The organism is Acinetobacter guerrae, from assembly GCF_009372255.1.
In the GTDB taxonomy this organism is placed as follows: Bacteria; Pseudomonadota; Gammaproteobacteria; order Pseudomonadales; family Moraxellaceae; genus Acinetobacter; species Acinetobacter guerrae.
Genome location: NZ_LXGN01000034.1, coordinates 25,754 through 49,826, shown reverse-complemented (window position 1 = coordinate 49,826; position 24,073 = coordinate 25,754). Strand labels below are relative to the sequence as shown.

At 36.7% G+C, this 24,073-nt stretch carries 27 protein-coding genes and 1 CRISPR repeat array; of the genes, 14 read left to right on the top strand and 13 right to left on the bottom strand.

Annotated features, from left to right (window positions below; all coding sequences use genetic code 11):
* Positions 1-169: 169 nt before the first annotated feature.
* Entirely contained in the window at positions 170-940 is a 771-nt protein-coding gene (locus A7A69_RS09780; protein ID WP_152877264.1) for a 3-hydroxyacyl-CoA dehydrogenase, read from the top strand.
* A 390-nt stretch (positions 941-1,330) separates the two neighbouring features.
* Here A7A69_RS09780 and A7A69_RS09775 read toward each other — a convergent pair whose 3' ends face one another.
* The gene (locus A7A69_RS09775; RefSeq protein ID WP_152877262.1) at positions 1,331-1,906 is read right to left on the bottom strand and encodes a flavin reductase family protein; all 576 of its coding nucleotides are present in this window, start codon (positions 1,904-1,906) and stop codon (positions 1,331-1,333) included.
* Between the two features lie 103 nt (positions 1,907-2,009).
* Positions 2,010-2,456: a CRISPR direct-repeat array (repeat unit 27 nt; unit sequence TTCTAAACTATCTATGCGATAGCAAAC).
* 268 nt (positions 2,457-2,724) lie between these two features.
* Here A7A69_RS09775 and prmB point away from each other — a divergent pair.
* Together prmB and aroC are read left to right on the top strand one after the other, a co-directional pair.
* A complete protein-coding gene (gene prmB / locus A7A69_RS09770) occupies positions 2,725-3,735 on the top strand; it encodes a 50S ribosomal protein L3 N(5)-glutamine methyltransferase (protein WP_187349214.1) in 1,011 nt (336 codons plus the stop codon).
* Between the two features lie 12 nt (positions 3,736-3,747).
* A complete protein-coding gene (aroC, locus tag A7A69_RS09765; protein WP_152877260.1) occupies positions 3,748-4,839 on the top strand; it encodes a chorismate synthase in 1,092 nt (363 codons plus the stop codon).
* Between the two features lie 69 nt (positions 4,840-4,908).
* On the opposite strand, the gene A7A69_RS09760 is transcribed toward aroC, so the two are convergent.
* Both A7A69_RS09760 and A7A69_RS09755 read right to left on the bottom strand, forming a co-directional pair.
* Positions 4,909-5,397, bottom strand: a complete 489-nt coding sequence (locus A7A69_RS09760) for a hypothetical protein (RefSeq protein WP_120369046.1) — start codon at positions 5,395-5,397, stop codon at positions 4,909-4,911.
* A 41-nt stretch (positions 5,398-5,438) separates the two neighbouring features.
* Positions 5,439-6,494 (bottom strand): linear amide C-N hydrolase, encoded by a 1,056-nt coding sequence (locus tag A7A69_RS09755; RefSeq protein WP_152877258.1) that lies wholly within the window; start codon positions 6,492-6,494, stop codon positions 5,439-5,441.
* 501 nt (positions 6,495-6,995) lie between these two features.
* Between A7A69_RS09755 and A7A69_RS09750 the strand changes: the two genes are divergently transcribed.
* Complete coding sequence (locus A7A69_RS09750; RefSeq protein WP_120369048.1) at positions 6,996-7,232, top strand: hypothetical protein; 237 nt, start codon at positions 6,996-6,998, stop codon at positions 7,230-7,232.
* Between the two features lie 7 nt (positions 7,233-7,239).
* Here A7A69_RS09750 and A7A69_RS09745 read toward each other — a convergent pair whose 3' ends face one another.
* Positions 7,240-7,947 (bottom strand): Crp/Fnr family transcriptional regulator, encoded by a 708-nt coding sequence (locus A7A69_RS09745; protein ID WP_152877256.1) that lies wholly within the window; start codon positions 7,945-7,947, stop codon positions 7,240-7,242.
* Between the two features lie 87 nt (positions 7,948-8,034).
* Between A7A69_RS09745 and A7A69_RS09740 the strand changes: the two genes are divergently transcribed.
* From A7A69_RS09740 to A7A69_RS09730, 3 genes are all read left to right on the top strand, one after another.
* Positions 8,035-8,577: an Mpo1 family 2-hydroxy fatty acid dioxygenase gene (locus tag A7A69_RS09740; RefSeq protein WP_152877254.1), complete on the top strand. Its 543-nt coding sequence runs from the start codon at positions 8,035-8,037 to the stop codon at positions 8,575-8,577.
* A 210-nt stretch (positions 8,578-8,787) separates the two neighbouring features.
* Complete coding sequence (locus A7A69_RS09735; protein WP_120369051.1) at positions 8,788-9,030, top strand: hypothetical protein; 243 nt, start codon at positions 8,788-8,790, stop codon at positions 9,028-9,030.
* Positions 9,031-9,100: 70 nt separating this feature from the next.
* Positions 9,101-9,349 (top strand): putative hemolysin, encoded by a 249-nt coding sequence (locus A7A69_RS09730; protein ID WP_120369052.1) that lies wholly within the window; start codon positions 9,101-9,103, stop codon positions 9,347-9,349.
* Positions 9,350-9,392: 43 nt separating this feature from the next.
* Here the strand turns inward: A7A69_RS09730 and A7A69_RS09725 are convergent, their stop codons facing one another.
* Together A7A69_RS09725 and A7A69_RS09720 are read right to left on the bottom strand one after the other, a co-directional pair.
* On the bottom strand, positions 9,393-10,193 hold the full coding sequence (locus A7A69_RS09725) for an undecaprenyl-diphosphate phosphatase (RefSeq protein ID WP_120369053.1): 801 nt from the start codon (positions 10,191-10,193) through the stop codon (positions 9,393-9,395).
* A 573-nt stretch (positions 10,194-10,766) separates the two neighbouring features.
* Complete coding sequence (locus A7A69_RS09720; RefSeq protein WP_152877252.1) at positions 10,767-10,985, bottom strand: hypothetical protein; 219 nt, start codon at positions 10,983-10,985, stop codon at positions 10,767-10,769.
* 585 nt (positions 10,986-11,570) lie between these two features.
* Between A7A69_RS09720 and A7A69_RS16820 the strand changes: the two genes are divergently transcribed.
* Positions 11,571-11,906 carry a hypothetical protein gene (locus A7A69_RS16820; protein WP_120369056.1) on the top strand — a complete coding sequence of 112 codons (336 nt, stop codon included), beginning with the start codon at positions 11,571-11,573 and terminating at the stop codon, positions 11,904-11,906.
* Here A7A69_RS16820 and A7A69_RS09710 read toward each other — a convergent pair.
* Positions 11,890-12,363 (bottom strand): BLUF domain-containing protein, encoded by a 474-nt coding sequence (locus tag A7A69_RS09710; RefSeq protein WP_152877250.1) that lies wholly within the window; start codon positions 12,361-12,363, stop codon positions 11,890-11,892. The genes A7A69_RS16820 and A7A69_RS09710 overlap by 17 nt on opposite strands.
* Positions 12,364-12,637: 274 nt before the next feature.
* Between A7A69_RS09710 and A7A69_RS09705 the strand changes: the two genes are divergently transcribed.
* Complete coding sequence (locus tag A7A69_RS09705; RefSeq protein WP_120369058.1) at positions 12,638-12,946, top strand: hypothetical protein; 309 nt, start codon at positions 12,638-12,640, stop codon at positions 12,944-12,946.
* Between the two features lie 109 nt (positions 12,947-13,055).
* Here A7A69_RS09705 and A7A69_RS09700 read toward each other — a convergent pair whose 3' ends face one another.
* Positions 13,056-13,991 (bottom strand): AraC family transcriptional regulator, encoded by a 936-nt coding sequence (locus A7A69_RS09700; RefSeq protein ID WP_120369059.1) that lies wholly within the window; start codon positions 13,989-13,991, stop codon positions 13,056-13,058.
* A 188-nt stretch (positions 13,992-14,179) separates the two neighbouring features.
* On the opposite strand from A7A69_RS09700, the gene A7A69_RS09695 reads away from it, so the two are divergent.
* On the top strand, positions 14,180-15,403 hold the full coding sequence (locus A7A69_RS09695) for an alkane 1-monooxygenase (protein WP_152877248.1): 1,224 nt from the start codon (positions 14,180-14,182) through the stop codon (positions 15,401-15,403).
* A 90-nt stretch (positions 15,404-15,493) separates the two neighbouring features.
* Here A7A69_RS09695 and A7A69_RS09690 read toward each other — a convergent pair whose 3' ends face one another.
* From A7A69_RS09690 to A7A69_RS09670, 5 genes are all read right to left on the bottom strand, one after another.
* Positions 15,494-15,979, bottom strand: coding sequence for a GNAT family N-acetyltransferase (locus A7A69_RS09690; RefSeq protein ID WP_152877247.1), 486 nt, complete (start codon positions 15,977-15,979; stop codon positions 15,494-15,496).
* Positions 15,980-16,073: 94 nt separating this feature from the next.
* On the bottom strand, positions 16,074-17,279 hold the full coding sequence (locus A7A69_RS09685; protein ID WP_120371262.1) for an acyl-CoA dehydrogenase family protein: 1,206 nt from the start codon (positions 17,277-17,279) through the stop codon (positions 16,074-16,076).
* A 15-nt stretch (positions 17,280-17,294) separates the two neighbouring features.
* Positions 17,295-18,578, bottom strand: a complete 1,284-nt coding sequence (locus A7A69_RS09680; RefSeq protein ID WP_171500812.1) for an acyl-CoA dehydrogenase family protein — start codon at positions 18,576-18,578, stop codon at positions 17,295-17,297.
* Between the two features lie 243 nt (positions 18,579-18,821).
* Positions 18,822-20,195, bottom strand: coding sequence for an ABC1 kinase family protein (locus tag A7A69_RS09675; protein WP_120371264.1), 1,374 nt, complete (start codon positions 20,193-20,195; stop codon positions 18,822-18,824).
* Between the two features lie 252 nt (positions 20,196-20,447).
* Positions 20,448-20,753 (bottom strand): hypothetical protein, encoded by a 306-nt coding sequence (locus A7A69_RS09670; RefSeq protein WP_120371265.1) that lies wholly within the window; start codon positions 20,751-20,753, stop codon positions 20,448-20,450.
* A 316-nt stretch (positions 20,754-21,069) separates the two neighbouring features.
* On the opposite strand from A7A69_RS09670, the gene A7A69_RS09665 reads away from it, so the two are divergent.
* Genes A7A69_RS09665 through A7A69_RS09650 form a run of 4 tightly spaced genes read left to right on the top strand, consistent with a single transcriptional unit; the run spans position 21,070 to position 23,966 of the window.
* Complete coding sequence (locus A7A69_RS09665; protein ID WP_152877691.1) at positions 21,070-21,810, top strand: HesA/MoeB/ThiF family protein; 741 nt, start codon at positions 21,070-21,072, stop codon at positions 21,808-21,810.
* A 47-nt stretch (positions 21,811-21,857) separates the two neighbouring features.
* Positions 21,858-23,156 (top strand): ABC1 kinase family protein, encoded by a 1,299-nt coding sequence (locus A7A69_RS09660; protein WP_151980331.1) that lies wholly within the window; start codon positions 21,858-21,860, stop codon positions 23,154-23,156.
* A gap of 17 nt (positions 23,157-23,173) precedes the next feature.
* A complete protein-coding gene (folB, locus tag A7A69_RS09655; protein ID WP_152877243.1) occupies positions 23,174-23,554 on the top strand; it encodes a dihydroneopterin aldolase in 381 nt (126 codons plus the stop codon).
* The gene (locus A7A69_RS09650) at positions 23,511-23,966 is read left to right on the top strand and encodes a 2-amino-4-hydroxy-6-hydroxymethyldihydropteridine diphosphokinase (RefSeq protein WP_152877241.1); all 456 of its coding nucleotides are present in this window, start codon (positions 23,511-23,513) and stop codon (positions 23,964-23,966) included. The genes folB and A7A69_RS09650 overlap by 44 nt, the downstream gene beginning before the upstream one ends.
* Positions 23,967-24,073: the final 107 nt, after the last annotated feature.

The following is a 24,073-nucleotide window of genomic DNA, read 5'->3' as shown; positions in this document are numbered from 1 at the left end:
GTGCAACCTTTTACATGCATGAGCGAATATCAATAATTAAAAAATCTTTTAAATGATCGAAATGCTCAAAATAAAAGAACATTTGAAGCTTTTTGAAATTGCACTATAAAACTTGAACTTTTACTCTAAGATTCAGCTAGGATTAAATTAAATAACGTGGAAATTTACAATGAAAATTCAAGGAAAACATTTCATTATTACAGGTGGTGCGTCTGGTTTGGGTGCTGCAACTGCTGAATGTTTGGTTGCACATGGTGCTAGCGTTACCATAGTTGATATGAATGTTGATGCAGGGCAGGCTCAGGTTGTGAAATTAGGTGAAACAGCAGATTTTGCTGCATTAGATGTGACCAATGAGACAGAAGTCGAGCAGTTTTTTAAGCAGACTTTGCAAAAGCATGGCGCAATACATGGCTTAATTAATTGTGCAGGTGTTGGACCATCAGCAAAGGTGGTGGGTAAAGATGGTATTCATGATCTGACCATGTTTAATAAAGTTTTGAATATCAATGTTACAGGGACTTTTAATATGCTGCGTTTTGCAGCGGAAGCCATGATACACAATGTTGTAACAGATGATGATGAGGATCGTGGTGTGATTATCAACACAGCATCTGTCGCTGCTTTTGATGGGCAAATTGGACAGGCTGCTTACTCTGCATCCAAAGGAGCTATCGTCGCAATGACTTTACCGATTGCGCGTGAATTGGGGCGTCATGCAATTCGGGTTTTGACGATCGCGCCGGGCATTATGGAAACGCCAATGCTCAAATCTTTACCACAAAATGTTCAAGATGCACTTGGACAAATGGTACCTTATCCGTCACGCTTGGGTAAGCCAGATGAGTTTGCGCGTTTGGCTGCACATATTATTGAAAATTCTTATTTAAATGGTGAAGTTATTCGTTTGGATGGCGCAATTCGCATGGCACCCAAATAATATAAAGCTGCTTTAAGCAGATGTTAAATCCCTCAAGTTAATTGAGACATTTGAACAATAAAAATTGGTTGAGTTGGTTCTAAACTTGCTCATATAGGTCAGCATTTGATGTTCTACTGAAACAAAGGTTATTAAAAGCAAATAGTGTTTTTTGTGATTTTAATGTAATTACAATGGAATTGTGTTGTATGGTTACTCTGACTTTTAATAATATTTGGTTGAAAGTGAAAAATATGTTGGACTCCACGATGATTTGAACATCAACTACAACCTGAGCTGTATGTAGTCGTTTTTATTTTGCTAAAAGCCTTTGATTAAGTGGCTGAATAGTTCATTTGGAAAGGATCAATGAGGTATTTTTAGTAAAGTACCTCAATGAATTTATAATGGCTATAAATCAGCTTTTACTTCATCGCCAATTGTATAAAACGTGCCGCCTGCAATGTAATGTAAACTTTTTAAGCTTTTATCAGCATCTGCAAAATACCAGTGTCCATCACGGAATACACGAGAATCGGCCCATGCGCCAACCACAGAACCAATAAATAAATCGTGTGCTTGCTGATTATGTGGTTCTGGAATCACTTTGCATATTAGCCAAGCAATACACCCATCAACTAACGGTACTTTTAAATCATCTAGATAAAAGAGTTGTGTTCCACATATTTCTAATTTATTAGTTTCTTCAAACTGACTGATACTGCCTAATTGGTAGGTCATATTTAGTTGTGCAAAACAAGGAACTTGTAATGCGAAATAGCCATTCTGTTCAATGATTTGTCGTGTTTTTGTTGATTTATCTAGAACGACGGTCACTTTTGCGGGACTAAATTCTAGAGCACAGGCCCATGCGGCTGCCATGACATCTATATCATGATTATTTTGAGCAGAAACCAGAACAGTTGGGCCATGATTAAGCAAACGATAGGCTTTTGCGAGTTCTACACGTTGAATATGTGATTTCATAACTTTAAAAGCTCTGATGGTTGTAATTAGTATTTTGACAGAATCTTAGAAATAAATATGCGATAGAAACCGACTCATTCTAACTAATTTACTACAGCTGTGCTTCTAAACTATCTATGTGATAGCAAACCTTTGAAAAGATTATAGGCCCAGCATAATTGGCTTCTAAACTATCTATGCGATAGCAAACTCCCTACTTCTTAATTTGACGGATGATCAAGTCTTCTAAACTATCTATGCGATAGCAAACAAACAGCGTCCTGGTGTTGCTAAAAATTTATTATTCTAAACTATCTATGCGATAGCAAACTCATCAGAATATATGTTGGCAAATGTAGATGTCTTCTAAACTATCTATGCGATAGCAAACGTAACCTCAGATGATTGACGCAGTTCTTTTAGCTTCTAAACTATCTATGCGATAGCAAACGAAACAATTCTAAAAGGTCTCGATTATCATTGCTTCTAAACTATCTATGCGATAGCAAACATGAGTAAGCAGGATTCATTGGACTGATCATTCTTCTAAACTATCTATGCGATAGCAAACTATAAAATTTCAGAAATAAATCAATTTATAACAAAAACTTAATCGAATCGTGGCTTGTTTAACTAAACAAATAAAGAGTAAGTACAAGTTAATGATTTTACTTTGTTTTTAATGAATAATAAAAATATTGGGTTAAAACCACTCAAATGTCAAATCTGCATTCAGCCACATTTGAAAATTAAACCAATAATGCGTTTAGGCATTATAAAGCAAGGAAAAACACGGTATCATAAGCCGTTTTGCATCATCATCTTTTGGAGACCCCTAAGTGGAGCGACCGACTATTAGCCCTGAACAATTACAGGAAGCAGCAGAAAACTTAACGACGATTCGTGATTTTATTCGTTTTGGTGTGTCTGCATTACGTCAATATGATGCTCATTTAGGTCAGGGAACCGAAGATTATTTTGCAGAAAGTTCAGCATTGGTTTTACAAACCCTTTCCCTTGAATGGGCTGCAGATGCTGAAATTTTAGATGCAAAACTATTACCAAGCGAAAAAGCTGAATTCTTAAGTTTGCTAGAACGCCGTGTCAATGAACGTATTCCAACATCCTATTTACTTAATTTAGCTTATTTTGCCAATAAACCATTTTATGTCGATGAGCGTGTACTCATTCCTCGCTCACCCATTGCCGAATTAATTGAACAACGTTTTGCACCTTATTGTCTGGATGAACAAGGCAATATGCGTGAGGCAATAAATAACTTACCAGAAAACTCAAATCCTAAAACGCCGCAACGTATTTTAGATATGTGTACAGGTTCAGGTTGTATCGCAATTGCTTTGGCTTATGCATTTCCTGAATCGGAAGTTGATGCAACTGATATTTCCAAAGATGCACTTGAAGTCGCTGCGATTAATACAGAGCATCACGATAAACAATATCAGGTTGCATTATTGGAATCGGATTTATTTTCAAAAATTCCTGCCGAAAATCAATATGATTTGATCGTGACCAATCCGCCTTATGTCGATGCAGAAGATATGGCAGATTTGCCTGAAGAATTTTTACATGAACCAGAACTGGCTTTGGCAGCAGGTCAGGATGGTCTGGATCTTGTGCGTAAAATGTTGGCTCAAGCAGCAGATTATTTGACAGAAGATGGTTTAATTGTCATCGAAGTGGGTAACTCTGAGTGGGCAATGCGCCAAAATTTTAATACCGTTGATTTTCACTGGCTGAGTTTCAAAAAAGGCGGTTCAGGTATTTTTGCTTTAACTGCTGAGCAATGCCGTCGTTATCAAGGTCTATTTCAAGAATCTGTAGAAGCATAAGGAGTTGTAAATATGGCTGGGAATAGTATTGGACAACTCTTCCGTGTTACAACTTGTGGCGAGTCGCATGGCGTTGGCTTGATGGCGATTGTGGATGGTGTGCCGCCAGGACTTGCGCTTTGTGCAGAAGATTTGCAAAAAGATTTAGATCGTCGTAAGCCGGGAACCTCAAAGTTTGCAACGCAGCGTAAAGAACCTGATGAAGTTGAAATTATTTCAGGGGTTTTTGAAGGTAAAACGACAGGAACGTCAATTGGTTTGCTCATTCGCAATACTGATCAAAAATCGAAAGATTATGGCAATATTGCGCAGACTTTCCGTCCTGGTCATGCAGATTATACTTATACGCAAAAGTATGGTTTCCGTGATTATCGCGGTGGTGGACGTTCGAGTGCGCGCGAAACAGCAATGCGTGTTGCGGCGGGTGCAATTGCAAAAAAATATCTCGCTGAAAAATTTGGTGTCGCGATTCGTGGTCATGTCACTCAAATTGGTAATGAAATTGCGGAAAAACTGGATTGGGCAGAAGTATCGAATAATCCATTTTTCTGTGGAGATGCGGATGCGGTTCCTCGTTTTGAAGCCTTAGTCACTTCTTTGCGTGAACAGGGAACCAGCTGTGGGGCAAAACTTGAAATTTTGGCAGAGAAAGTTCCAGTGGGTTGGGGAGAACCTGTATTTGATCGTCTGGATGCCGATATTGCACATGCCATGATGAGCATCAATGCTGTAAAAGGTGTTGAAATTGGTGATGGTTTTGCTGTAGCAGGTCAGTTTGGTCATGAAAGCCGCGATGAACTAACAACGGAAGGTTTTTTAGCAAATCATGCTGGTGGGATTTTAGGTGGAATTTCCAGTGGGCAAACCATTCGTGTAGCCATTGCATTAAAGCCTACTGCTAGCATTACTACTTCTGGCAAAACCATTAATCTGGATCGTGAAAATACAGATGTGCTGACTAAAGGTCGTCATGATCCGTGCGTTGGTGTTCGGGCAACTCCAATTGCTGAAGCGATGCTCGCGATTGTACTTATGGATCACTTTTTACGTAATCGGGCACAAAATGCAGATGTAGTTGCTCCATTTGATCCGATTGAACCATAAATTATCTTTTCATAAAAAACTCACCCATTTGCGGTGAGTTTTTTTATTGCTATAACTTAAGTTTGGAGATCACGATGAATAATACACATCAACAAAGTTTTGATAGGCTGAAGAGGCTTGACCATCGATATACATTGGTCGTTTGATTGCACCATGATCTGTATTAATTTGCACATCAATACGTTTGGCATTTTTAAAATCATTTAAAAAGCTGTTTGGAACTACAATATGATTGGACGAGCGTTTAGGTTCTAAACGACTAATATATTGTAATTCAGTAGGTTGTGCGGGTGTGTAGCTTAAATGTTTACCATCAATAATAAAGGTTATTTTTTTAATATCGTAATAAAGATTGCTACTATTTAAGCGTACATCAATACGAAGCTGATTTTTATTCTCAGAATTCCACGAAGCAGCCATAATTGGACACTGTTCATTTGGTTTACACAATAACAGTCCAGCTGCAGCTAAACGATCAGTATTGGTTTTATTTTCTGGAACACTGGTACAACCATGCAATAAAATGAAAGCCGCCATAAACCCAAGTGTTTTTTTCATTTTAGATTTCCCCTAAATTAAATATATTCTCCATTTTCTTATTATTCACCTATGCCAAGAAAATGAAAGGGTTGTGAAGCCTTGAATTGTGCTGTTGCATCACCTGCGTAGATGTTCTCCTGATTTTTACCTAAATCTAACTTGCGTGTCACCCCATCTTTGAAATTAATTTTGTTAAGATCAACCCAAAAACTATTGGGTGAAAGTGCGGACTCAAAAAAGTAAAGTTTACGCTTATGGTCAACGACAGTACGCCAGCGTGTTGAGGAAATATTTGGTTCTTCTTCTGTGTTGAGCCCATAAGGCACAGATACATTACGAATGACGCTAAAAACAGAAGCAAGCGCTTCTTTAGGGGCATCATTTTTGGGAATAGCATTGATATAAAAAGACGCTCTGGCAAAACGATCAGATGCCCGATTGGTTCCAGGAAGGAAAATAGTTCCACCAATTTGTTTCCAGTATTGATTAAGCGCAAGCTGTTCATCAAAAGTGGGGGAATTTGTCATGACCTGATAATTTGGACTATGATGAATAACTTGTTTGCCATTAATGTATTCAACAATAGCGCTATCACCAGTTTTATCAGAAATTGATAAATGTAAAGTCGTTAATCGTTTTTCACCGGGAACAGCGTCTGAAACCACAATAAATGGTTCTTTTTGCAAGGCTTTTACAGCTTCATCGACAGTTGCAAAGTTATCCAGAACATACTGTGCCCATGCCGCAATCGTGAGCTTAGGTTTGCTCGATTTTGTTGCATCAGGATATTCTGACTCAACCAACCAAAGCAAATTGGCATTTAAACCAGCTTCATTTACTCCATCTGTTGTTGAAATATCATAGCCTGTTGCAACCACACTCCCATATTTAGAGATCCATTGAATAGAGTTTTTACCTGCATTTCCGCTTCGTTTTACACCACTGGGTAGAATCCATAAATTTGTACCGACATCCTGTTTCCAGTCCATAGAACGGGCAGTAATAATCGTTTGGTTATTACCTTGAAATACAACTCTTGTACAGGCTTGGGCTGTAAGAGAAATACAACATAAACTACAAGCTATTAAACCACTCATCAGCGTTTTTTTAATCATTGTCGTATCCTAATGTAAAATACTCTTGCTGTTTTTATTGAGATATCAAGTTGATTAATTCAACGTGATATCATTTGAATCATTTGTTCTTCTAACAAATTTTGTATATGTGCTTTGCAATAAATTGACGTTTAACGACTACATCAGTAGAAATTTAAGTTTATTGTTAGACAAAATTGACATATTTATTTCATAAATTCAACATTATTCTAATTTTATGTAGACTGGTCTGTATATTATTAATATAATATATTGCAATTAACGGTTCTTTGTTAAGAACGAATTTCTCTTGTGAAGATATGTGTTCTCAAGACAATAAGTTTAAGTGAAATATATAAATATATTTTAAATCAAAAGTTTAAGTTTTTCTAGTTGTGCGTTTTACGGCCTGCTTCTTCCCCAAGTTGCAGGTTTTTTTTGAATTTTTTTTTTTTAAATTTGATTCATCTTTTTGTAAAAATTGAATGTTAATTTGGCTTTAAATCGAATGGATAACACGCAATGAAAAAGACAAGCGAAACGAATTTAGATTATTTAAATAATATTATAGATGATTTTAAATATACTAAGGAAAAACCAAGTAAAATTTTGATCGGTTATAAAATTTATGCTGAACTTATGAATGACACTCAGTTTAAAAGTGAAATACTTGAATCAGCTTTAGATCCTAATAAACGTAAATATCGAAAATTAAAAATAAAAATTACTCAAGATGAGTATCAACTTAAAATTGAATAGGATTTAATCATTTTCCAAATAATCCTGTTGAATATGCCATTTCTTTTAATTGTTCATAGTCTTTAATTATAATTTTACCAAAACTGACTTCCACAATTTTTTTCTTTTCAAGATCTTGTAATAATTGATTAATTGTTTGGCGGGAACATGCCAGCATTTGCGCCAGTTTTTCCTGCGAAACTTGAATGACAAAATTTTCTACATTTTCGATATTGCCATAGCCTTGTAATATAAAATTTAAACGCTGTGCCAAGTGTTGCAATAAACTTCGACTATGTATGGCATTGAGTTCTAAAAAAGCAAATCTGAGTTTTTGACTGATCAATTGGGCTAAAAAGTACCAAGCTTTAGGATATTGATTTAGCAAAATATCTAAGTTTTTTTGCGATAAGTATAGAATTTTACTTGATTTTATTGCGATAGCATGATGTGAACGTGGCGACTGATCAACCAGTGAAATTTCGCCGAACCAATTAATAGGTTCAAAAATCGCGATCAAGATAGTATTACCATGCTCATCGGTTGAGCTAATCTCTACGGAACCTTCCAATAAAGCATAAATACCATCAAAAGTATCACCTACATAAAAAGCAGCCTGATTTTTTTCCAAATGTAATAACTTGGCATTTTCAAAAATGAAATTTTGAAAAAAAATAGGTAACTGGGAAAACCAGAGATTACGTTGCAAATCTGCATGAAACTTAATATCTAGCATTTCATTCCCTTTAAATGTCGGCTAATTGACAACTTCTTTTTTTAAACGTGGCTATAGTAGCAGTAAGTTTAGGCAAGGATGCATAAAATGAGTAAATTAGAACAGTTATTAAGCCAATATGCGGCATATCATCTTGACCATAAAAATGTAATGACACATTTTATTGGCATTCCATTGATTGTATTTGCTCTATTTTGCCTTGCAGCACGAGTGGAATTTAATTTTGGCATATTCCATTTACATTTAGTGATTGTATTGTTGTGGATCATGGTTGTGTATTATCTACGTTTAGATCACATCTTTGGTTTATGTATGCTGTTTATTTTAGGCATATGTACTTATTTCGCACTTGAAATTGCTCAATTAGGAACATGGCTTTGGCTTAGTATTTCAATTGGTAGTTTTGTAATTGGCTGGATTTTCCAATTTATTGGACACTTTTTTGAAAAGAAAAAACCTGCTTTTGTCGATGATATTGTCGGTTTAGCGATAGGACCTCTTTTTGTTTTAGCTGAATTTGTATTTTTATTTGGGTTTCGCAACACGCTCAAAGAAAAAGTTCTTAAGCAAGCCCATATTTTAAGAAAAGAAATGGATGAGCACCCATCGTTATCTATAAAACATAGTTAGAACATTTTCCTTTTGCTTGTGTCTGAGCCAAAGCCCTGAGGGGCTTTTTTTTTTATGTTTGACTTAACTGTGTAATGAGTGAATAGTATTTAATAAGAGTTTAGGTTCCAAGATGATCATTTTTATAGAATTGTTTTGTCTATTAATTGTTTATAGGTCTGGTCAAGTTGTGCAAAGCAGTAAAGAATAGGTTTAAAAGGTTTAAGTAGCATGGATAGAATGAGAACAACAGTCAAATATGTCGTACTCAAAGGGGATGATTATCAGTTGGGGATTTCTTTGCATGAAGAAAATCTTGAAGCGGGTAGTACGTATTTTGACAATATACCCTCTGTTGTAACATTTAATGGTCGAGACTTTAGGGTCAAGTATAAAGAGTTAATTCGTAAACAGACTTATGATGAAAATGATGAATCACAACATATATTAGTGAAAATGATTGCAATGAACTAACTAAATTTAACAGTTCAAAACTGAAAAACGAGGATAATCAAATCGTTTAATATGAAGTGTGGAATAAACAATGACTAAAAAAATATTATTGATCTTGTGTGGTAGCACACTTGTTTTGCCTGCTTGTACGACGAGTCAACCACATACATCGCAAAAAATTGGGATGGCGAACCCAGCGAGCCAATACTGTATTGAACAGGGCGGTAAATTGGAAATGAAAAAAAATGCAAATGGTGATGAATATGCCAATTGCATTTTACCAGATGGTCGGGTGGTTGAAGAATGGCAATTATTTAGACAGGATCATCCTGTAAAATAATAAAAAAACCCAGAAATAATAGCATATTTCTGGGTTTTTGGTTTTATAACATGACAAACATAATAATTACACCTAAAACGATGCGATACCACGCAAATACACGTAAGGTGTGTTTCTCCACAAAACGTACTAAAGCTTTTACCACAAACAAAGCCGCTATAAATGCAGTTACAAAACCAAGAGCAATATTGGTCATATTGTCTGCGGTGAGTACGCTTGCATTACGAATCAAATCAAAGGTTGCTGCGCCAAGCATAGTTGGCATTGCAAGAAAAAAAGAAAATTCTGTCGCAGCCTTACGAGAAAGCCCCGCAAACATTCCCCCCACAATGGTCGCACCAGAACGCGAAGTGCCTGGAATCATAGCCACACATTGAGCTAAACCAACCAGTAAAGCTTGTTTATAAGTAATTTGAGTCGCTTCAGTTGTCTTATGATCAAACTTGATAGATTCAGCCCAAAAAATAATGAGACCGCCCACAATTAATGCAATAGCTACAACTAATGGGCTAAACAATACAGATTTAATGAAATCTACAGCCATAACACCAATGATGACTGCGGGGAAAAAAGCAATAAGAACACTCACACAAAAATGACGTGCTTCGGCATCACCACTAAAAAAGCCTTTAATGAGGTCTATAATTTTTTGTCGATATAACCAGCAAACTGCCAAAATTGCACCCAACTGAATGACAACTTCAAATACTCGACCACTATCAGAATGAAAATCAATCAGATGACCAAAAAGAATAAGGTGTCCCGTACTAGAGATAGGTAAAAATTCAGTTAGACCTTCAATGAGACCTAAAAAAAGAGCCTTGAAGGCTTCAATGTGTTCCATGGATGATTACTCATGAATCAGATGTAATGATATTAATTAAAAAGACAGGCGCATGTGTAACTCAAAAACTCAATATTTTTTCAAATTAAGACAGCGTAGCTTTTACTTTTTATTCAAGAAAAGTATTTTTCTTAAAGCGGAAAATTGTATACGCAATAGTGTTGGGATCGAATAGGCGAACTCAGTTTCCATTGTTAATATTTGTGAAAATTACATTTGGATAGAAAATTTCTCATTCATTTAAGTTTTTAAGCACGTATTTGATTTAAATAATGATAATCATTTGCAATTAAACATGTGTTCTTGTATAGTTATGCCACTGGAAAGTTTCATGGGCTTACCAGAAATAAAAAGACTACATGAGTAGTCTGTATAGCGTGATCCTTGATAAACCCATTACGTAAAAATAATGGGTTCTTTTTATTGATCAATTTTACTAACTTAATATGATCACTAATTATTTCAGCGCCTAGAAATAGTATGTAGCGCTAAATAAATTTATTAATGATATTAGCAATATGTTCATTATAGATGATTTTGGTATGGGAACTCATCCAATACCAAAACTTAAAATTAACGAGATTGTTTTTGTTGGTCAAGTTGTTGTTTTAGATATAAATCCACATAATATTTTTCGGTATAGTCATCTGCATATTGATTTGCTTGACTACGGGTTTTAGTGGCTTCTATTTTTTCCACTAGGCTAGATTCAGGAGATATACGAATCACCCACCACTGATAATTGATACGCCTTACATTGAAAAGTTCTTTGCTGTATTTACGTTTTGCCATTGTGAACCTAGAGGCCAAAAATGATGAAAACCAGTTCTACTTGAGGCTCTTGCTTAAGTCAATATGGATCGTTGGTAAATGGTCAAATTTTAGAGCATAGAGATAAAATCTTTATTTTTAGATAGATAGAGACTAAAAATTAGACATGATTTTTAATCAATAGGTGAAAATTACTGTAAATGGAATGTTGTGTTTTGTTAAGAGTAAAAAGTTTAAATGAATTTTATATTGATTCAAGTTATTGATATATATTAAAAATATTTGTAAAACACTTTGTAAAAATTGATTATAAAATAAACAAATGTAAGCTATTTCTTACATTCTTGTAAGCCAAAAGCTTATTTAATTGAAATCTTAAAAAATTATACTCACTCCAGCATATCAAAAAGGCATCTTAACTATTAAATAGAAAGCTGAATATTAAATGAGAGATCTGGGAAAAATAATAAAGATATCTTTATTAATATAAATCATCTAAATAATAGAGAAGAATCTCAAACAAGTAATTGATATGCCAATATCTCTCCTCTTTGGGGAAGGAGGAGAGATAATTATTCAATCATTCACTTATAGTAGGTTATCGACATGTTCATTATAAAAAATATATTTGTATTTTTATTATCCATGGTTTTTTTATGCCTATTGATTATTTTCTTTAACTATCTTGGATTTATCAAAATAATAAATCTTATTGTGTCTTCAGTTATTTTTGGCGCTTTTATCACATTATATTTTAAAGAAATAAAATTGTGTTTAACTTTATTAAGCTTATTTTTTGGTGCAATGCTATGTATTAGTCAATCTATGGATGTTGTTTTAATGTTCCTAGTTACGCTATTGGTATATTTTTTAACCACAACAATCATGCCGAAGTTAAAAAATATACAGATCAAAACCATTCAACCTATAAAAATGGACTAATACCTCGATTTGTCAAACCTACTTTTTTACGTGTGCGAATTTTGACTTGTTCAGCAGTCACCAGTTCATGCAAAAAATGATTTAAGTTTTCATGAGTTAGATCATTTGGTCTAAAAACATCATGTCCTATCGCTTTAAAAAAATGATTAACGGTTGAATTTTGTTGAACATATTTCATAGACCATTTTTTGAAATATATTTTATCAATCACTTGCGTCCCTAAATGAATAATATCTTCATGCCGAGCATCTTTTTTGATACGTTCAAAAAGATTTTCAACAATTTCTTGCTCACCTTCTAGGCATTGAAAAAATGCATTATCCGCATAGTAAAGCACACCATAAATTTGATTCAGTTGATTAAAGTCACGTGCAATGCTCAAGATATCTTGTAAGTCTTCAAGCAGATCTGGATGGAGTCGATTACGCTGGCTAGCGTAACAAAGTCGGACAGTCATAATTTTATTTCTAAAGTTGGGGAAGGTGATCAGTATACATATATAAGTGATTCATTATTAAATATAATTTATTTTATATATCGAAACGCATTGTCGTTTTATAGAAATTGGAATCTGATCAAGCGATTACGATGAATAAAATATAAATGATAGAAAAAAAGATGTTTTTAATCACAATTAAAATATATTATTTCGCAGATATTTTTAATGAGAAAAAGTTTGCTTTTACTCGCAAGGTTTAAGTAAGAGTGAAGACTTTAAATGAAGGATTAGGATGTTAAGAGCTTTGTTAACCGTGTGTATGAGCTTACCAGCGCTTTGCTTTGCTTTGACTCCTGATCAGGAGTGTCAGCAGATCGCTGAGGTTGCTGCTGCCGTTATGCAACAACGTCAGGAAGGGGTTACTTATTCTGCACAGCAGAAAATTTCAGAAAAATTTACATCTGAAGACACCAAAGCTTTTTATATAGATATTGTAGAAGATGCATATTCGGAAAAACAGTTAAATACCGATACTGCCAAAGACCAAGCTATTCAGGCCTTTGGTAAATCATATTATGATCGATGTATGGCTCCAGAATGATTTTTGTCTACAAGCGATTATTTTGAATTCTTATAAACAAGTGATGTATAAGAAAATCAGTCTTGGTTAAATGTATTTGAAAAAAAGTTTCAGGCTAATATTTAATCTTTTAGTCTGAAGACTCAAGATAATTTTGTCGATATTGTTTGGGCGAAAGATCAAACTGGCGTTTAAAAGCTTGACTAAAAGCGGTTTCCGAAGAGTAACCTACATTATTCGCAATTTTCTGAATGGTAAGGTTACTTTCTCTTAATAACTGACTGGCAAGGCGTAAACGATGTTGTTGTAAATAAGCCAATGGAGTTTCATGAATGATACTTTGAAATAGATTGGCAAATTTTGAGCGGGACATACAGCATTGTTCCGCTAGCGTTTCAACGGTCCACGGTTGTTCTGGACTGCCATGTATTGCAGCTAAAGCATTGGACAGTTCTGGATGGCTCAACGCATTCAACCATGAACTTTGATCATCCAGTTGTGCAATATAATCTCTGACACATTCGATCAATAAAATACTCATCAGATGGTCAAAAATTTTGTCGCGACCAGGTTGAATCCTTTGCGTTTCTAGTGCAACAAAATACAAACCGACGCGAAGCCACTCAGGCCCAGTTGAACTCATAGCGTGATGAATGTGAATATAAGAGGGAAGCGCATGAAGTAATGGGCGCGCCATTAAAGTATCAATATGACAACGCACTGTAAAAATTAAAGCAGACTCAGGCGATTTTGTTCCTATTTCAATTGTATCGTGGCGGTGCCCTTTAAAAAGCGGTGTAATGTCTAAACTATCAATCAGCTTGTTTTCAAGGCTATTGGAACCATGATGAGCATTACCAGATGGAATGAGGACAATATCGCCAGCCTGTGCAAATAAATGGGTGTCTGAATCAATTTTGAAGTGGGCAGATCCCATTAAAATAATATGCGCAATGACAGCATTTTGTTCCTGCATGGAAAATGACCATGCTCCTTGCGCCTTAATGTAAATATATTCAGATTTATTTAAATGAATATCGTCAAAAATTTTGCTTAATGCATCCATATTAATCTTAAGTTTCTTATATCCAGTATTGATAGAAAAATGGCAATGATTCAAAAAATGTGATTTTAGGACAAAAAACTGGTCGAAAATGCCAAAGACTTTTACATAGGTTTTTTGGACGCATGCAACTGTCTTTCAAAGTATAAATTCAACAAGATACAGATATCAAGAAAGAAAGGATGCGAGACATGAATGCTCCAGTAAAAGTTCAAGAAGAATTAGTCGCCATGGTTTCCAAGTCAAATCTAGAATTGGATCGTAAGCGCTACCTCTGGATGATTAGCCCAGCATTGCCAGTGATCGGAATTGGTATTTTAGGATGCTACCAATTTTCTCCACGCCCATTTAAAAAGATATTTGCTCTTGGTGGTCCAATTGTCTTACATATCATTATTCCGACGATTGATACCATTATTGGAAAAGATGCCAATAATCCAACGGCAGAAGATATTAAGCAACTGGAAAATGATCCATATTATTCAAAACTGGTTAAAAGTTTTATCCCACTACAATATCTTGCAAATGTATATGCGTGTTATCTTGCAAGTCGTAAAGAGACCTCTTTTTTAGACAAGATTTTACTTGGTGTTTCAATGGGTGCTATTAACGGTATTGCGATTAATACTGCACATGAATTAAGCCATAAATCAGATCGGATGGATCATATTTTATCGCATTTGGCACTTGTTCCAACAGGCTATAACCACTTCCGTGTCGAGCATCCATATGGTCATCATAAACGTGCTGCGACTCCTGAAGATCCAGCATCTTCAAAAATGGGTGAAACTTTTTATGAGTTTTGGCCTCGTACTGTCATAGGTTCTTTAAAATCTGCAATTGAAATTGAAACCAATCGCTTAAAACGTAAAGGTAAAGAGTTTTGGTCTAAAGACAATGAGCTGTTACAAGGTTGGGCAATGAGCGCGACTTTCCATGCTTCAATGGTTAAAATATTTGGAAAGGGCACAATTCCATATTTGGCGACTCAGGCTTTTTATGGCATTAGTTTGTTTGAAATTATTAACTATATTGAACATTATGGTTTATTGCGTCAGAAAAAAGCGGATGGTAACTATGAACGTACCATGCCAGAGCATAGCTGGAACAACAATAATATTGTGACCAACTTGTTTTTGTATCAACTACAACGTCATTCCGATCATCATGCTTATCCAACTCGTCCATTTCAGGCATTGCGTCATTTTGATGAATCGCCTGAACTACCAAGTGGCTATGCGAGTATGCTATTACCTGCATTGATTCCGTCAATGTGGTTTAAAATGATGGATAAACGTGTTTTTGATCATTATAAGGGTGACTTGAACAAAGCCAATATTTACCCTAAACGTCGTGCTAAAATTTTTGCGAAGTTTGGTTTAGTCGATAAATCATTACAAACAGAAGCAAACTAAATCGTTTGAGTAAAAGCACTAACATTGCTGAACTGCACCCCGAAAGTTGGACACTTTTAGTCTAATTTGAAGGGTGCTTTTTTATATCTCTTAAAATGTCTTAAGCATCCAGACTTCGCAAGCCTGACTATGACCTGTGTGACCAAGCGGCTGACTGAGATGTTGAAAACCCACCTTTTCGTATAGACCGATGGCTTCTTTTAATACGGCTGTTGTTTCCAGATAGCAAGATTTGAAACCTTGTTGTTTTGCAAAACTAAAACATTGTTGTAATAACTTGTGGGCAAAACCTTGTCCACGCAATATTGGCAAAAAATACATTTTTTGAATTTCTAGTAAATTTGTTTCACCTGCTAATGGTGCAATTCCACCACCACCAAATACATTTTCGTGCTGGTCTACAATCACCCAGTATTGGCTATTCGGTTGTTGATAAACACCAAAGAGTTGATCGAGTATTGGGTCAGAAACTGCAAATCCTGCATCTGTGCCTAAACCGTATTCTTTGGACACTTCACGTATAATTTGAGCGATGGCAGCGTTATCTTGTACTTGAATTGGGCGAATAGAATACATTTTTGATATGTGCAAAATGAAAAGTGAGGTCGAATTTATCTGAAATTCTGACCCCACTCAAGTCGATTAATATTTCACTAGAGATTGTTGAATCTTATTTCAATTCACTGGATGATTTGCCAAGCTCGCGACGTGCGATAATGAGTTGCTGGATTTGTTGTGTACCTTCAAAAATATCTAGAATTTTTGAATCACGTGCCCATTTTTCCAATAACTCATCTTCGTTATAGCCAACACTTGCTGCAAGTTCGACACATTTTAAGGTGATTTCATTGCCAATGCGTCCTGCTTTGGCTTTAGCGATAGAAGCTTCTTTAGAGTTTGGTTTTTTATTATCTGCCATCCATGTTGCTTTTAATGTGAGTAAGCGGGCGGCTTCCCATTCTGCTTCCATTCGATAAATTTGCGCGGCGATATTGGACGTTTGCAAATATGGTGTTGCATAGTTAGCATCAAGCTCATCTTTAAAAATTTCTTTAATACGCTCTAAAGAGGCTTTGGCACAACCGATTGCCATTGCTGCGACCAAAGGACGCGTGTTGTCAAAAGTTTCCATCACGCCTGCAAAACCTTTGGCAACATCGACTTCGGCATTGCCCAAAAGGTTGGCAGCAGGAACACGGCAGTCAATAAAACTGATTGCTGCTGTATCAGAGGCTTTTATCCCCAATTTATGTTCCAAACGCTCAACTTTCATGCCCGCAGTGCCTTTAGGAACCACAAAGGATTTGATTGCAGCACGACCTAATTTACGGTCAAGCGTTGCCCAGACTACGACAGAATCGGCACGTTCACCTGAAGTCACGAATATTTTTTCACCATTGAGAATATAGTCGTCACCATCTTTTGTTGCGGTGGTGCGAATCGCAGCTGAGTCGGAGCCACAACCTGGTTCGGTAATCGCCATGGCTGCCCATGTACCTTTGAAACGTTCCAGTTGTTCGTCGTTGGCAACGGCTGCAATTGCCGAATTTCCTAAACCCTGACGTGGCATACTGAGTAATAATCCCGTATCGCCATAGCACATTTCAATAATGCTGAGAGCAGTAGACATATTGGTGCCGTTACGGTTGCCTTGATCTTGAAGATCACTGCGATTTCCTGCACCCGCAGCTCCAGCATTCATGCCTTCACCACCTTCATTCATGCCATCGACCAGCGAAGCAAGCATATCTAGTTCTTTGGGATAAGCATGTTCAGCTTTATCATATTTACGTGAAACAGGACGTAAAACATTGAGCGCAACTTCATGTGCCTGATCGATCAGCATTTTAAATTTTTTAGGATTTTGTAAATTCATTTTATTATTCTCCGATTATGCATGCAGGCCAGAATGTAAAATGGCGGTAGCGCGTAGGTCACGATACCAACGCTCTACAGGATGCTCTTTGGTAAAACCGTGACCTCCCAAAATTTGTACGCCATCTGTGCCAATTTTCATGGATTTTTCTGCACAGAGTAGTCTTGCTAAATAGGCTTCACGGTGAAATGGCTGACCAGCTTCAGCTAGGCTTGCAGCATTTAAAATGAGCATACGCATGGCATCAATTTCAATTTCCATATCTGCGATCATAAATGCAACACTTTGACGATGAGAAATCGGCTCACCAAATGCAGTACGTTCATTGGCATAGGTAATACAATAGGCTTTTACAGCTTCACAGGTGCCGACAGCCATCGCACACCACATTAGATTACCCAAATCGATAAATGCGCTGTAATCAAATTCTTGATCACCTAAGCGTGTCGCAGGAGTTTTATTAAAACTTAAAGTGACTGTTTCGGCGGCTTTAAGCCCCATTGCAGATGAGTTTTTTAGCGTAATAGTTTCATCACGCTCCACAATAAAAACGTCTGCCTGACCGTTGAAATCAGCACTGACAAGGAGTAAATCTGTATTTTCCCCTAAAATAACCAGTGTTTTTTCACCAGTGATATAAAATTGATCATGATCTAGCGTGGCTTTGGTTTTTAATTTAAATGGGTTAAATGCTGGCGTATTTTCCTGAACGGCAAATGTCGCTTTAATTTTACTGTCCTCAGTAAAAGCAGTAAGGTACTTAGACTGTACATCAGTTGAACCCCAACGCGTCATAGCATTAATTACGCTAAAAGTACTCAATAATCCTGCGGTCATACTAAAATCACCAGTTGCTAGATGTTCAGCAATCAGGATGTTACTGACAATATTCTGTTCAGACGCAACACCACCTAAACTTTCTGGCAAGGCATAATAGTTGAGACCTAAATCTTCAATATATTGCCAAAGTTCATCTGGAAATTTGGCATCATGATCTGCCTGATGTGCTAACGGCGCTAAAACTTCTTGTGCAAATTGAGACATAGCCTCAACCGTCATTTGTTGTTCTTCGGTTAGGCTTAAATCAAATAAGTTTTTTTGTTGGCTAGGTAATCGCTGGCGATCAATCTTTTGAGGTTTAAATGCCTTTTGAGTGCGGCTAAGGGCTTTAAATCCTGTTTTTGAACCTTGATAAAGTGATTTTTCAATAAACTTGCGTAGTTTTAACTGATCCAGTAAATCACTGGAAGCCATTTTTGTAAGTAATGAAAGTCCAAAACCTTGGGCTTTATTTACCATATTGGTCATTGCGCTGCATCCTTCGCAGTTTAGTTATTGTTTTTATGCTGACATGCCTCAAATCAAAAAACTATGTCAGTGTTGACAGTGAAGTTTCAGGCAGATAAGTGGAATGAAGATGTGAAAATATAGGTCTAATACAGTGAATTTTATATGAAAATAAAAAATAAAATAAACATGAAAAACTGAACAATTGACTAGGCTGACAAATTTGTAGCCTAGTCACGTAAAGATTATTTGTTTTTAAGCATATTTACGGATCATTTGTCGAACATTGGTTCTAGCATCAATGACAGTCATGAAAGTATAAGCGCCGATGAATTTACGACTGATAAACATAAATTCTTTGGGAGGAACTGAGAAATAGCGCGAAGCCATCGACTTACTGGCTTGTTGCATTACGCGGCTATGTAGTTGGCTTTTTTTCCAGTTATAGCGTTCATGTTCATCCATTAAACCAACTGGCATTTCAGGATTATTTTCAGGAGAGCTAAAGGCTTCAGTGGCCAATAAAAAAACTTTAGCCATATCTGGTTTTATGCCTTGTGGAATTGAATCGAAAAAATCATATCCTGTCATGGCTTTGACCATCGCGTTTGAATCATGGTTATAGCCCGCCTTGATCAAATTGCGCGCAACGTTGAGTAGATGATCATCAAATTGGCGGATTGCCCCAAAGTCAAGCAGGACTATTTTATCCTTGATATCGTCACCATTGCCTAAACGTACCAAATAATTGCCAAAGTTTGGATCAGTCTGCATTTCGCCCCATTCAAAAATTTCGCGTACCGCAATTTCCAGAGAAGCTTCACCCAAGGCATTTCGACGTTCTTGTGGTAGTGACAGCATAACAGGGCTGTTGATTGGAACGCCACGTTCAAAGGTCATACACAAAATTTTGTCTGTACAATAATGGTCGATAATATGAGGAACCACATAGCGAGGATCGTTTTTGAGTCGATCAGCAAAGCGGCGAGTGGTTGCAGCCTCTATGTCATAACTCACTTCGCGATGCATCATTTCACGAACTTCTTCAAACCATTGATCAAACTCACGGGTTTGAGGCACCATCCGTGTAAGCTTAAGCATGTTTTTAAACAGACTCATGTCTGAGTCAATCGCTTCAGCTACGCCCGGATATTGAATTTTTAAGACCAGTTCAAGTCCGTCAGATTTACGGGTGGCACGGTGTACCTGAGCCAATGATGCGGTTCCAATTGGTTCATGATCAATAGTAAGTTCATGAATTTTATCGCCCAATTGTTCCTGCAAATGTTCTTTAATCGCAGGCCAGGCTAAAGCAACCGTTTGATTATTGAGGGTGTTAAGCGCTTGGGTAATTTCTTCTGGCAAAAAATGTTCGCCATAAAGCGCCATCATTTGACCGATTTTAACAATTGAGCCTTTGAGTTTCCCGATCTCTGAAACGAGATAATTTGCCTGTTCAGCCATCACTTTTTTACGTTTTTTCTCTTTTTCTTCTTCACTTGAGAAAAGAGAAGACGCATTTGCCGTTGCCCAACGAGTACCCGCAAGCAATGAGGCTTTAGCGATAGATAAGCGTCGATCCATAGAAGAGGTTTTTAGGTTCTTGAGCTTATCGTTCTGATCAGACATATAAAATCCTTGCTAAAGTCATGCACAGTCAATGATTATAATTGTAGCGAATATTACATGCTATGACCGTATTAAAACAGTTAGAGTGCAAGAATGTTTATCTGAAACTTTGGGAAAGTATAAAAAACATTCAAGCAAAAAGGTAGAATAGGGCATCGGCGCTATATCTAAGGCATTTGATGCAATATTTTTAGCAATGCATATTTAAGATATAAAAGCTGAGTAATAGGTAATTTCTTTTCAATTTACATATTACATACGAAACTGGATTTTTAGACTTTCCCGCATTTTTAGCTGATTGACATGACCTTGAATATGTTGATCGATCATTGCTTGAACGCTTTTATGCATAAAACCAAGCGCATAGCCTTTAACAATAATGATGCTCGGCAAGGTAAAAAAGAAATATTTGGCATCCTCAAATGATGCATTTTCAAACACACCATACTGGTTTAGCATGTCACAAAAATATTGTTTCTCAGCTTGCACATGATGTGAATCCGCATCATTCCAATAGGTTTCACGCATCGCAAAAAGATTGTTGTGTTTATAACTCATAGGTATCTAAATATACTCAAATTAGAGGTGTTTGTTACACAATTGAACTTGCTGATGTTATCGATCAAATTCGCTGCTGGGCATTCGTTTGTGACCAGATGGAGTTTATTTTAAATGAATTTTGATCAAGTACAATTTTAAAGCAATACAAATTGTTATGGATACGTGAAAAGCTCTCCATATTTGAGTTGTATTTTTCTCAAAATAAATTACACGCTGTATCTCTATTCTTTATAATGACCATGATAGAACGCTTCAAGAGCATAAATAAGTGAGTGACCTGCTAAATTCTGAGCTTGAACTAAGTGATAGCGAAATGCATTTGTATAGTCGGCAAATTTTGCTTGATGATTGGGATATAGATGCTCAGGAAAGATTAAAACTTGCCAATGTTCTGATTGTTGGGGCAGGTGGAATTGGTTGTACCAGTGCAGAGTTACTGGCGCGAGCTGGCGTTGGTAAGATCACGATTATTGATGCAGACACGATTGAAGTGAGTAATCTACAACGGCAGATTGCATTTACGCCAAATGACTTAGGGCAGTATAAAGCAGAAGTTTTGGCTAAACATCTTAGACAGATTAATCCTTATATCCAAATAGAATATTTGACGCAACGATTAGATTCATCAAATGCAGATACATTGGTTCAACAACAGGACTTAGTGCTGGATGGTTGCGATAATTTTACCACGCGTTATTTAGTCAATGCCGTGTGTAAAAAGTACGCAGTTCCCTTGCTGAGCGCCTCTGCAATTGGCTTTCAGGGTCAATTATTTATGGTAGAAGGCGAATCGGCTTGCTATGAATGCTTATTTCCCAAAGAACAACACAGCGACGAAGGCCTGAGATGTACTGAATCTGGTGTGCTTGCAACTACTCCTGTCGTGATAGCGTCATTACAAGCACATCACACATTACTGTTTTTGGGGCTAAATTTAAGTCCTTTAAAAAGTAAACTATTACTTTGGGATGGATTAACGCTAAAACAGCGAATTCTACATTTTGAAAAAGATACAAATTGCCCAAGTTGTCAGGCAAGTTTATCGGTAAACTAATTGAAGTTTGATACACTGCCTCGATGAATTAGATCACATTGAATGATATGAAAAAAAATATTCTGTTTGACGGGCTACGTTCCGTTGCACGTATTGGTGAGACAGCCGTTGTTGCTGCCAAAGCAGGCATTAAATACGCGACTGAAAAACCAAGTAATGCCAAACTTATGCGTGAAACTTTTGAATCATTAGGCTCAACTTATATTAAGTTGGGTCAGTTTATTGCCAGCACACCTTCACTTTTTCCACGTGAATACGTAGAAGAGTTTCAAGGGTGTCTGGACCAAACGCCAACTTTACCGTTTAGTTATATTCAAGAAGTTTTGGCAACTGAGTTTGCGGGTCGTAACCTGAATGAAATTTTTGCTTCAATTGATGAAACACCATTAGCTTCGGCTTCGATTGCTCAAGTGCATGCTGCAAAACTCACTACAGGTGAAAATGTAGTGATTAAAGTTCAAAAACCAGGTGTCGAAACGATTTTATATACCGATTTGAATGTCGTGCATTGGGCCACAAAAATGTTGGAAAAGGCCATTCCAAAGGTTAAGTTCGCATCACTTTCTGAAATTGTAGATGAAATTAAAACACGGATGGTACGTGAAGTAGATTTTATTGAAGAAGCACAAAATCTGGATGATTTTGTTGAATATTTACAAATGACCAATAATCAGGCAGCAACTGCGCCTAAAGTTTATCATCAATTTTCGACGCGCCGTGTGCTTACGATGGAGCGTTTATATGGTGTGTCTTTAACTGATTTTGAAGTGGTCAAAAAATATGCCAAAGATCCATCACAGGTTTTAATTACTGCCATGAATACATGGTTTGGTAGTTTAATGCTATGTAAGAGCTTTCATGCAGATTTGCATGCAGGTAATTTAATGTTGCTTGAAGATGGGCGAATTGGTTTTATTGATTTTGGAATCGTTGGGCAACTCAATCCTGAGGTCTGGACAGCATGTTTGGCATTTATGGATGCCTTACAAAAAACAGATTATACCGCGATGGCTGAGAACATGCTGAAAATGGGCATGACGCATACCAAGATTGATACTTATGTCTTGGCTCGTGATCTTGAGCGATTATTTAGTGGAGTATTGTTGGCTGATCCGCAAGAAATCCTCACCTCGAAACCCTCTGATTTAAATGACATTATGCTGGATATGGTCGCTGTTGGTGAGCGTCATGGAATTAAATTCCCGCGTGATTTTGCTTTGTTATTTAAACAAATGTTGTATTTCGATCGTTTTATGCGCGTCCTTGCACCTTATACCGATATTTATGCAGACCAGCGTTTGAAAATGGTTCAAACTATAGAGCCACAATCGTTGTTTAAACATTAATTTTGAGTTAGATCATCATGGATGCCATTGTTATTGAAGGTTTAAAAGTTGATACCATTATTGGATGTTTCAATTGGGAACGTCAAATTATTCAACCTTTAATGCTTGATTTAACTATTCATGTCGATTTGAACAAAGTAGCAAGATCAGATGAGCTTGAGGATACTTTAAACTACGCCCAGATCTGTGAACTTGCTGCTCAAAGCATTCAAAAAGCACAGCCGAAACTGATAGAACACGCTGCTCATCTGGTTTTGCAGGTGCTTTTCGAGACTTTTTCGACGATTGCTTCTATTATCATTACCATTCGTAAGCCCGCCATTATTGCAGAAGCCAGTTCTGTAGGAATTCGCCTTGAACGCCAACGAAACGATTTTCGCCCTCGCACTGGCGAGTAATTTAGATCCTGAACAGCATTTTCAAACTGCTTATCAAACCATTCAATCATGGGGAGAGGCGCAGTTTTCGCATGTCTATCAAATTCCTTGTCGTGACGGCGTTGGTGCTGACTATTGGAATTCCGCTTGTTTACTCAAAACTTCAAAATCTAGAGCACAGCTTGAGCTTGAACTTAAACAACTTGAAGCTGACTCTGGCCGTGTTCGACCATCGCATCAGATTTCGTTGGATGTGGATTTGATTGCGTGGGGAAATAATTTGAATGAAATGCGGTTTAATTCTAAAAAAATGCCGCTTGCTGTTGATGTCAAAATTCCACTTTATGAGTTATGGAATAATGCTGCGTTATACGTATCTGCGTGCCATTTCCCTCAAGTTGACTTCCAAACAAATATTCAGGCTCATTCTTAACTTGATTTATTTATCATTTTGAATACCTTTTAACCTCTTACATTTCTAAAGATTTTACGCAAAATTTACGCCAGTTAAATTCTGTGCAATAGAGAGTTTACGGACAT

Coding starts and splice junctions, on each gene's coding strand:
- A7A69_RS09660 (WP_151980331.1), top strand. CDS start 21,858: ATGAAAAAAAATATTCTGTTTGACGGGCTACGTTCCGTTGCACGTATT.
- A7A69_RS09775 (WP_152877262.1), bottom strand. CDS start 1,906: ATGAAATCACATATTCAACGTGTAGAACTCGCAAAAGCCTATCGTTTG.
- A7A69_RS09740 (WP_152877254.1), top strand. CDS start 8,035: ATGAGTAAATTAGAACAGTTATTAAGCCAATATGCGGCATATCATCTT.
- A7A69_RS09720 (WP_152877252.1), bottom strand. CDS start 10,985: ATGGCAAAACGTAAATACAGCAAAGAACTTTTCAATGTAAGGCGTATC.
- folB (WP_152877243.1), top strand. CDS start 23,174: ATGGATGCCATTGTTATTGAAGGTTTAAAAGTTGATACCATTATTGGA.
- A7A69_RS09705 (WP_120369058.1), top strand. CDS start 12,638: ATGTTAAGAGCTTTGTTAACCGTGTGTATGAGCTTACCAGCGCTTTGC.
- A7A69_RS09745 (WP_152877256.1), bottom strand. CDS start 7,947: ATGCTAGATATTAAGTTTCATGCAGATTTGCAACGTAATCTCTGGTTT.
- A7A69_RS09680 (WP_171500812.1), bottom strand. CDS start 18,578: ATGGTAAATAAAGCCCAAGGTTTTGGACTTTCATTACTTACAAAAATG.
- A7A69_RS09690 (WP_152877247.1), bottom strand. CDS start 15,979: ATGTATTCTATTCGCCCAATTCAAGTACAAGATAACGCTGCCATCGCT.
- A7A69_RS09685 (WP_120371262.1), bottom strand. CDS start 17,279: ATGAATTTACAAAATCCTAAAAAATTTAAAATGCTGATCGATCAGGCA.
- A7A69_RS09675 (WP_120371264.1), bottom strand. CDS start 20,195: ATGTCTGATCAGAACGATAAGCTCAAGAACCTAAAAACCTCTTCTATG.
- A7A69_RS09750 (WP_120369048.1), top strand. CDS start 6,996: ATGAAAAAGACAAGCGAAACGAATTTAGATTATTTAAATAATATTATA.
- A7A69_RS09725 (WP_120369053.1), bottom strand. CDS start 10,193: ATGGAACACATTGAAGCCTTCAAGGCTCTTTTTTTAGGTCTCATTGAA.
- A7A69_RS09780 (WP_152877264.1), top strand. CDS start 170: ATGAAAATTCAAGGAAAACATTTCATTATTACAGGTGGTGCGTCTGGT.
- A7A69_RS09670 (WP_120371265.1), bottom strand. CDS start 20,753: ATGAGTTATAAACACAACAATCTTTTTGCGATGCGTGAAACCTATTGG.
- A7A69_RS09710 (WP_152877250.1), bottom strand. CDS start 12,363: ATGACTGTCCGACTTTGTTACGCTAGCCAGCGTAATCGACTCCATCCA.
- A7A69_RS09760 (WP_120369046.1), bottom strand. CDS start 5,397: ATGAAAAAAACACTTGGGTTTATGGCGGCTTTCATTTTATTGCATGGT.
- A7A69_RS16820 (WP_120369056.1), top strand. CDS start 11,571: ATGTTCATTATAAAAAATATATTTGTATTTTTATTATCCATGGTTTTT.
- A7A69_RS09755 (WP_152877258.1), bottom strand. CDS start 6,494: ATGATTAAAAAAACGCTGATGAGTGGTTTAATAGCTTGTAGTTTATGT.
- A7A69_RS09695 (WP_152877248.1), top strand. CDS start 14,180: ATGAATGCTCCAGTAAAAGTTCAAGAAGAATTAGTCGCCATGGTTTCC.
- A7A69_RS09735 (WP_120369051.1), top strand. CDS start 8,788: ATGGATAGAATGAGAACAACAGTCAAATATGTCGTACTCAAAGGGGAT.
- aroC (WP_152877260.1), top strand. CDS start 3,748: ATGGCTGGGAATAGTATTGGACAACTCTTCCGTGTTACAACTTGTGGC.
- A7A69_RS09730 (WP_120369052.1), top strand. CDS start 9,101: ATGACTAAAAAAATATTATTGATCTTGTGTGGTAGCACACTTGTTTTG.
- A7A69_RS09665 (WP_152877691.1), top strand. CDS start 21,070: ATGCATTTGTATAGTCGGCAAATTTTGCTTGATGATTGGGATATAGAT.
- A7A69_RS09700 (WP_120369059.1), bottom strand. CDS start 13,991: ATGGATGCATTAAGCAAAATTTTTGACGATATTCATTTAAATAAATCT.